3 protein-coding genes are annotated in these 6,938 nt (G+C 65.9%); 1 reads left to right on the top strand and 2 read right to left on the bottom strand.

Annotated elements, in window-relative coordinates; translation table 11 throughout:
• The first annotated feature begins 472 nt into the window (after nucleotides 1–472).
• Nucleotides 473–1,483: an acyl-CoA desaturase gene (locus H7290_RS00910; RefSeq protein ID WP_290512136.1), complete on the top strand. Its 1,011-nt coding sequence runs from the start codon at nucleotides 473–475 to the stop codon at nucleotides 1,481–1,483.
• A gap of 766 nt (nucleotides 1,484–2,249) precedes the next feature.
• Here H7290_RS00910 and H7290_RS00915 read toward each other — a convergent pair.
• A complete protein-coding gene (locus H7290_RS00915) occupies nucleotides 2,250–3,632 on the bottom strand; it encodes a glucose-6-phosphate dehydrogenase (RefSeq protein WP_290512137.1) in 1,383 nt (460 codons plus the stop codon).
• Nucleotides 3,629–5,437, bottom strand: a complete 1,809-nt coding sequence (locus tag H7290_RS00920) for a glycoside hydrolase family 15 protein (protein WP_290512138.1) — start codon at nucleotides 5,435–5,437, stop codon at nucleotides 3,629–3,631. The genes H7290_RS00915 and H7290_RS00920 overlap by 4 nt, the downstream gene beginning before the upstream one ends.
• Between the last annotated feature and the right edge of the window lie 1,501 nt (nucleotides 5,438–6,938).

The raw sequence follows: 6,938 nt of genomic DNA on the forward strand, positions 1-6,938 counted from the left end.
ACTTGCTTTCTTGAATCATTTCGACCTGTGTCGCGCTTTGCTCCCCGAAAACTGACCTGAGACCTGGTTCGTGCGCTGGCACTCAGGCGCGGCTAGTGGCGCGGATTTGAAGTTGTTGGACGGTTGGCTTTCGCGAGGACTGCGGCGGTCGGTGAGCATCCGCAGCGCCTCGAGCGCCCCGTCCTCGACCTCAATCGTCACCGACATCTTGTGGGGATCCTCGCCCCGCTGGCGTCGCTAGTGGTCTGCGCGTCGTCGCCTGCGACGGACGCCCTGGTTGGTCGGCCCCGTCCGGTAGTAAGGTGAGTGACTCTTGGCCCCGGCCCCCGGTCACCTACACCAATTGCCGCTGGGGTCCCATGTCTAATCGTGGCTATCACCGTGCCTTCAGTTTCCTGCGCCAGAGCGCTATCCGGTGAGGGGCCCCGTCGGCGGTCGCCCGGTCGACTACACCAGCCGATTCACTGACTTGATGAGCGACGTGAAGGCTGCCGGTCTGCTGGAGCGTCGTCAGGGCTACTACTGGATACAGATCGGCGTGCACGTCGCGGCCTTCTTCGGCCTCTGGGTTTCGTTCTTCCTGTTGGGCGACTCGTGGTCCCAGCTCGTCCTCGCCGCCGCCCTCGGGGTGATCGTCACCCAGTTCGGGTTCCTCGGTCACGACGCAGCGCATCGGCAGATGTTCGGGTCGTCGGCATGGAACACCTGGACTGCGCGGATCTTGGCCGGCGCCTTTGCGGGGCTGAGCTTCGCCTGGTGGCGCACCAAGCACAACGCCCACCACAAGGCGCCCAATCGCGAGGGCTACGACCCGGACATCGCCGCTGGCGCGATCGCGTTCACTCCCGGCATCGTGGCCCAGCGAACGACCGGCTTCGCTGGATGGTTCGTCAAGCGCCAGGGCTGGTTGTTCTTCCCGCTCTTAACGTTGGAGGGTCTGAACCTCCATGCCGAGAGCATCCGCACGGCTCGTGACAAGTCCTCTCCCCGACCCTGGCGTCGATTGGAGTTGACTCTCGTCGTCGGCCGCTTGTCGGCGTACGTCGTGATCTTGTTGGCGTTTCTGCCACCGGGCAAGGCGGTGGCTTTCTTCGCCGTCCAGATGGCGGTGTTCGGGTTCTGTCTCGGGGCATCCTTTGCTCCCGCCCACAAGGGCATGCCCCTGGTGCCACCGGAGATGAAGCTGGACTTCCTACGTCGCCAGGTCATGGTGTCGCGCAACGTGCGCGGAAACCCGGTCTTGGACTGGGCCATGGGTGGGTTGAACTATCAAATCGAGCACCATCTGTTCCCCAACATGCCGCGCTGCAATCTCAAAAAGGCGCGTCCGATCGTTCGGGAGCACTGCGAGCGCGAAGGGGTCGACTACGTGGAAGTGGGACTGTTCGAGTCTTACGGCCTGGTGGTCGACTACCTCAACAATGTCGGCCTGCGCGCTCGTGATCCCTTCGACTGCCCGTTATCAGCCCAACTGCGCGGCTGAGACCCCCGATCAGGTCCCCGGTGGGGCGCTAGAACTTCTCTTCCGACACCGAGGTACGACGCGCGCCAGCGATGGTTCATCCGCCAGCAGCCGACAGCGGCGTCGTGGTGTGAGTCCTGTCGTTCGTGACGTGCTGTCGCGCGAATGGCGTCCGACCGCGGCCGCGGAGACGGGTCCTGATCGTTGGTCGACTAGTGTTGAAGGTGCTTCATCCCTGCCCCAGACCTCGGCCGGAGTCGACCGTGCGACGTCCCAGGGCAGGTGAGCGAGATCAACGACACCAGAGTGACGCATATCGTTGCTGCCGCCCACGATCGCTGCGGGCGAGTCGGACAGTGGACTCGCCCTGCCGGAGTCGTTGTGTATCGCGTGCGCGGCGGCTCTGCCAATCGTTCACCGCCATGCGCTCGCACACACGCAGCACGGGCCAGACGCTCTCGGCGGTTGCGAACCAGGTCATCGACGCGACCTTCGACGCCTCCGTGGCCGACGAACTGACCTGAGCCCTCGGCACCGCTCAAGCACCCAGATCTGGTGACCGGGACTGCCCTCACAGGCCACCAGCAACCAGCTCGAGGACAACGAGACGTGGCCGCAACTGCGTTGGTGCGCACAACGCTCGGGAAGGGCCGACGTGTGCCTCCGTAAGGGTCGAGTCCACGGTCGTGGTGGATGAAGGGGGCCACCGCGTGATCCGGTGGCTGCACTCTAAGCAGAGAGTGCGGCGGGTGTCAGGTCCTCATGCTCGAAGGGTGCTCGCGTCGCCTCAGCCGAGAGCGGGCTTCCAATCCGCCGGCACGGGCGAGCCGGCGACGTAGTCCTCCATCGGCACGGCCCCGGATTGCCATGCCTCGAGCACCTGGTCCGTGATCCGCCAACACTCTTCAGCTGCGTCCCCTCGCACCGAGATCATCGTCTCGCCGTCGAGGATCGCGGCCAGCACCTCGCTGTAGGCGTTGAGCTCGGAATGGCGTAGGTCGGTGACGAGCGTCGACTGCTCGAGCGTGAAGGGGTCCTTGGTGGTGTTGGTCGTCAGGTGTAGCTCCATGACGTCGGGGCTGAGCCCGATGACCAGGCGATCGGGACCGTCGCCGCCAATGAGCCCCTCGGGAAGGTGGCGCATCTCGGCGAAGGTCACGACGATGTGCTTGCGGGTCTTGCCCAGGGCTTTGCCGGATCGCAGCGTGATCGGCACACCGGCCCAGCGTTGGTTGACCACCTCGACCGTGACCTGCGCCATCGTCTCGGTGTCGCGTTCCGGGTCGACGCCTTGTTCGTCAAGGTAGTTCGGCACGCTGCGATCGCCGATAGTTCCGGCGGTGTAGCGCGCTCGTCGAGTCGCTGTGGCAGGGTCGTCTCCCCATAGGCGGGTGGCCCGTAGAGCTGCCGCCTTGGCGTCTCTCAGCTCACGTCCACTGATCTGTGAGGGCGGCTCCATCGTGACCACCGACATCACCTGCAGCAGGTGGGACTGGACCATGTCGACGAGCGCGCCCGCGTGGTCGTAGTAGCCGGCCCGGCCCTCCAGGGCGAGTTCCTCGTCATAGGCGATCTCGATCGACTCGATGTCGTCTGCGCTCCACACTTTCTGGATCATTCGGTTGGCGAACCGCAACGCGATGACGTTGAGCACCGTTGACTTGCCCAGGAAGTGATCGACCCGGTGCACGCGGTCGTCGGACACGAGCCGGTCCACGAGCTCGTTGAGGGACCGGGCGCTGGCCAGGTCGTATCCGAACGGCTTCTCCATCACCAGGTGGGTGTCCTCCGGCAGCCGACAGGAGACCAGCGTCTGGCAGGCACGTTCGGTCACGGAGGGTGGGAGCGCGAAGTAGATGATGAGTCGATCGGTAACCCCGAGCCCGTCGATCACAGCGGAAAAGGTCTCGGGATCGGTCACGTCCAGCTGGTGATAGCTGGTCGAGAGCCGGTGCCTATCGACGATTTCGTCGCCTGCCCCACCTTCCGCGAGCGAGGCGGCGAGCTGGGCGGCGAACGCATCGGTCCCCAATGGGGCCCGGTCCGCGCCGACGATGCGCAGGGGACGGTCCGGGTCCCGTTCGAGGAGGGACCCCAATCCGGGGAGCAGCAAGCGCCGGGTCAGGTCGCCGGAGGCGCCAAGGATGAGCAGGGTCGTCGGTGTCGTCATGAGGTTGCCTTCGCAGCGTGGGGGGTGAGGTCAGCGTCGCGCCCGGCCTCGACCAGCGCATCGGCGGCTCGCACGAGCCCGAGGTGGCTGAAGGCCTGCGGGAAGTTGCCCAGTTGACGATCTTCGACCGGGTCATACTCCTCGGCGAGCAGGCCCAGGTCGTTGGCGCAGCCCACGAGCCGGTCCATGAGTTCGCGGGCGTCCGCGAGTCGGCCGGTGAAGGCGTATTGCTCGACGAGCCAGAAGGAGCAGGCGAGGAAGGGGTGCTCGTCACCGCTCAGGCCGTCGGTGCCGGTGGTGCGGTAGCGCAGAAGGAGGCCGTGATGGAGGAGGTCGTGCTCGATCCGCTCGACGGTCGCGAGCATGATCGGGTCGTCGTAGGAGAGGAAGCCGGTCTGGGGGATCTGCAGCAGCGAGGCGTCGACCTCGGTGTTGTCGTAGGTCTGCGTGAAGTAGCTCCCCTGGGGCGTGACGCCCTTGGTGAGGATCTCCTCGCGCAAAGTGTCGCGTAACCTCGTCCATTCGCCGACCGGCCCGTCGAGGCCGTGGTCGGTGACCGCGCGGATGCCGCGATCGAGCCCGGCCCACATCATCACCCGGGAGTGGGTGAAGTAGTGCGGATCGCCGCGCATCTCCCAGAGACCCTGGTCGCGTCGGTCGGCGTGTTGCCTGACGTAGTCGAGCATGTTGCGCTGCAAGGGCCAGGAGAAGTCGTCATCTTCGATGCCGGCATCGCGCAGCTTGCCGAGGGCGATGAGCACCTCACCGATGACGTCCGCCTGGAACTGGACCACGGCGCCGTTCCCGATCCGCACAGGCCGGGAGTCGAGATAACCGGGGAGGTGATCGAGGGTCCGCTCAGGCAGGGAGCGCTCGCCTCCGACGCCGTACATGATCTGCAGGTCCTCGGGGTCCCCGGCCACGGCGCGCAGGAGCCAGTTGCGCCACTGCAGCGCGACCTCCGTGCGTCCGTGTAGTAGCAACGCCTCCAGGGTGAGAGCGGAATCGCGCAGCCAGCAGTAGCGGTAGTCCCAGTTGCGCTCCCCACCGGGATCCTCGGGGAGCCCGGCCGTGGGCGCTGCCACGATCCCTCCGGTGTCGGCGTTCGTCAGTCCGCGCAGCACGAGCAGCGATCGACGCACGGCCTGCGACCACCGCCCGGTCGCGACGACCTGTGAGCTCCACTCGAGCCAGTACGCCCTCGTGCGCTCGAGGGCGAGGGGGATGTCCAGGGCCTCGGAGGCCCCGAGGTGGGAAGGATCCCAGGTCAGGACCCAGGCGTGGGAGTCGCCCTCCGTCAGATCGAAGGAGCCGCCGTGGCGGTGGTCGGCCGGCTCCAGGACCGGCCCGCGCAGCGTGAAGGCATCCGGGCCTGAGATCGCACGCAGGTGACCCCCGGAGCTGTCCTCGATCCGGCGGACCCACGGCAACACCGTGCCGTACTCAGGGCGCAGTAGAAGCTCGTGATCGATGCGCACGTAGCCCGAGGTGCAGTGCACCTGCCGCACGAGGTCGGCGCGGTCGTTCGTCGGGGGCATGAACTCCCGCGACTCTGCCTTGCCGGTAGGCGTGTGCCACCGAGTGACGAGCACGAAGGTGCCGGGCTCGTAGAACCGCTCGACCACCTGACCACCGTGGGGCGCCATGAGCCACCGGCCGTTCTCCTCGGTGCCGAGGAGGGCCGCGAAGACTGCGGCGGAATCGATCCGGGGAAGGCACAGCCAGTCGATGCTGCCGTCGCGGGACACGAGCACCGCGGTGCGCATGTCTGAGAGGAGTGCGTAATCGCCGATGGGAGTGCTCACCTCTCTCACCATAGGGGGGCTGACTCCGAGTAGCGGACGCTCGATCCCAGCATCGGCCGAAAATGGGAGACGATCCGCGCAGAGCGAGGGAGGAATATCGCGAAGAGGTCGGCCGCGACGCTGTCGCATTGCACCGGTCAGGGATCCCGCACTGGCACGCTCCGTGAGCCGATCCCGCACTGGTCACGCTCCGCGTGACGATCGTCGACTGGCACGCCTCCGCGGGCGGGTTCTGTGACATGCGCTCGCGCGCGATCCACGACCTTCTCCGTCGTACAAGCGAGTTTCGGCGAGAACCGCGGGAAACGACATCGTTCGGGGCCACGGTTGGGAACAACGACGCGGCTGTCTTCAACGATCGGAAAGTCCGAACGTCGTAGGTGAGGCTCGATGCGCGGAGGGTTCCGAAGCGCGTACGGCTTCTGAAGCTGTGGTCTATCGCGACGCCAGTGGCGCACGGGTGATCAGTTTCGAAGTGCGCAGCCGGGACGCCGTCGAGATCGACGATCGCCGTACTGATTGCGGACAGGTCCGCGTGCGCCGCAGCGGCGCTCCGCATCAGCGGGCGCGACCCCAGCACCGACCTAGCTTCCAGCGCGGGGATGAACGAGTCCGTGCGCCACGCCGCTCCACCGACGGACCCCGCCCTTATCGACGGGCTGGTGTCCAGATGTGGGGGTAGCCAACCTGAGGCGAGGGTGCCATGCTCCGCCTATGCTCTGGATCATCATCATTGTCGTGCTCGTCGTCCTGCTCCTGGGTGGCTTCGGCTTCTCCCGGCGCGGTCGCTGACGACGCAACGCCAGTACCAAGGCGCCGCCCTCGGATGCGGCGCGCGACGCGTACAGCGATCGCGACTCTCGCCTGCCCTCTTGTCAGCCCGAGTCGGACACTGCTGAACCGGGCCGCGCCAAGCACCGAACTGACGATCAGATCGCGGCCATCCTGGCACGCTCCGCGTGTAGATCGTTGCGCGGGACATCACCAGTAGAGGATCCGCTTGCGGCGACCGCCTGCTGCGACGGCCGGTTCGGTCGAAGCCAGCGAGTCAGCATGCCCGCCGAACAGCTGCCGGCGCGAGTTCGATCTCTTCTTCAGTAGTGACAGCGGGTCGTACTACAGCTCGAAGTCCGTAGGTGCGGCTCTTGTGGACTATGACGGCATCGGCTTGACCTGAGCGTCCGGACGTTCGGTCGTCTGCCAACCCAGGAGGCATCTTGAAACAACGCGGCACGCCTCTGGACGAAGCCAGTTCCGGGGTTCGTCATGTGAGAGCGATTTCGATTTGAGTCGTGTCGCGTTTACTCCCCGAAAACGCCAGCGCAAGCCGTCAAATCCGAGCAGACAAAGTCAAGTTGATCGGGGGACCAGTCCTCTGGTCGTTCGCGTCTGCGCAGGTCAAGGCACACGTCGGCAAGAGCGGTCAAAGATGTCAGATCGGGAAAGCTCGCACACCGTAGGTCCAGAGGTCGCAGGTTCAAATCCTGCCCCCGCTACAAAG

This window comes from Aeromicrobium sp. (genome assembly GCF_014378035.1).
Classification (GTDB): Bacteria; Actinomycetota; Actinomycetes; order Propionibacteriales; family Nocardioidaceae; genus Aeromicrobium.

What these genes read in the sequence shown, in the direction of transcription:
- H7290_RS00910 (WP_290512136.1), top strand. Translation starts at nt 473, where the DNA reads ATGAGCGACGTGAAGGCTGCCGGTCTGCTGGAGCGTCGTCAGGGCTAC.
- H7290_RS00915 (WP_290512137.1), bottom strand. Translation starts at nt 3,632, where the DNA reads ATGACGACACCGACGACCCTGCTCATCCTTGGCGCCTCCGGCGACCTG.